At 69.4% G+C, this 1,619-nt stretch carries 2 protein-coding genes and 1 pseudogene; all 3 read left to right on the top strand.

From position 1 onward, the window contains the following. Positions 1–89 (top strand): annotated as a pseudogene (locus AC069R_RS34055) (GntR family transcriptional regulator); the annotation flags it as partial. A 167-nt stretch (positions 90–256) separates the two neighbouring features. Further along, positions 257–613 (top strand): SCO3933 family regulatory protein, encoded by a 357-nt coding sequence (locus tag AC069R_RS34050; protein ID WP_059263711.1) that lies wholly within the window; start codon positions 257–259, stop codon positions 611–613. Continuing rightward, positions 613–1,619 (top strand): FtsK/SpoIIIE domain-containing protein (locus AC069R_RS34045; protein ID WP_478770561.1); only part of this gene is annotated, 1,007 nt, incomplete at its 3' end. The genes AC069R_RS34050 and AC069R_RS34045, both read left to right, overlap by 1 nt.

Here is a 1,619-nt window from a genome sequence, read left to right as displayed (position 1 = left end):
TCGACACCGAGGGGCGGGCCGTCGAGGTCTGCGACACGGTGATGGCGGCGGACGCCTACGTCCTCTCGTATCAGCTTCCGGCGACCTGATCGTCATGATTTGCGGTGGTGCGCGGGGACGTTCTCCCGAACTCGTACACCCCAACACGCTCACTCGTATAGACGAGTGGGCGAGTTGTGTGGCAAGGTGATTCCGCGATCCCGATCAAGGAGTTCACAGGACCCATCTTGTATAGACGAGTAGATAGGAGTGTGTCTTGCGCACCATCCGCGTGGAGACCTCCGGAGCGACGATCCTCCTCACCGAGGCCCCCGAGCCGAAGGTCCGTGACCGGCAGACGGGCGAGATCGCCAAGGACGCCAACAGCGGTGAGGCGCTGATGACCATCGGCGTCGTCTACATCGAGGACGGCGAGTCCTCGCTCATCAAGGTCACCGTCCCGGAAGGCGGCATCTCCGAGGGACTGACCCTCGGGGCGCCGGTCTCGCTGCCGGGCCTCGTCGCCCGGCCGTGGGAGTCCGTCTTCAACGGTCAGCAGCGCCACGGCATCGCCTACCGCGCTGCCGCAGTCACGCCCGCCGCCTTCCCGGCCACGACCGGGGCCGTCGCCTGATGTCCGACCTGACGACGCTCCTCGAAGTGAGTGGTCCTGTCGCCGCGCTCGGCGGCGGGGCCGCCTACGCCCGGGCCAAGCACCCGGCGGCGTACTGGTCCACGGTCGGCCTCCCTGTGTCCACGGTCCGGCTGCTCAGCTCGTACGGCTCAGTCATGGAGGTGTGCGGCCTGACCGTGGCGCCCTCCCGGCTCCGGGTGCTCGCGGCCAGGGCCATGACCCGGCGTGAGGTGCGGCCCGTACCGCCTCGCCGGGGCCTGCTCCGGCCCACCACGACCGGGCTGCGGATACGCCTCCGCCTGGCCCCTGGCCAGGAACCCGCCGACTTCGCCGCCTCCGCCGAACGGCTGCGGAACGCCTGGGGCGTCCACGCCGTCTACGTCACCCCGGTCAAGCCGGGTGTCATCGAGCTGCGGCTCGTCGGTTACGACGTCTTACGGCGGGTCCGCATGCCGCGCAAGATCGCGGACGGCTTCCTCAAAGTGCCGGTCGCCCTGCGCGAAGACGCCACGCCGTTCGTACGCGACTACCGCACCATCCCCCACCAGCTCACCCTCGGCGCCCCCCTGTCCGGCAAGTCCATGTACCTGCGCCACCTCATCGCCGGACTCGCCCCTCAGCCCGTCGCCCTCGTCGGCATCGACTGCAAGCGGGGCGTCGAACTGGCTCCCTTCGCGCCCCGGCTCTCCGCACTCGCGACCGACCCGGGACAGGCGGCTGAACTGCTGCCGGTGCTGGTCAAGGAAATGGAAGACCGCTACGACCTGATCAAGGCCCGGCAGGGCATCGCCCCCGGCACCCCGGACGAGGAAATCACCTCCGACATCTGGGGCCTGCCTGAGCACGAACGCCCGGTGCCGGTGGTGCTGTTCGTGGACGAGGTGGCCGAACTCTTCATGGTGGCCACGAGGAAGGACGAGGAACGGCGCGACGAGATGGTCACGCAGCTCATCCGCCTCGCCCAGCTCGGCCGCGCGGCCGGCATGTACCTGGAGGTGTGCGGGCA

The sequence above is a fragment of the Streptomyces sp. NPDC043952 genome, from assembly GCF_056435325.1.
This window is presented reverse-complemented; position numbering and strand designations above follow the sequence as displayed.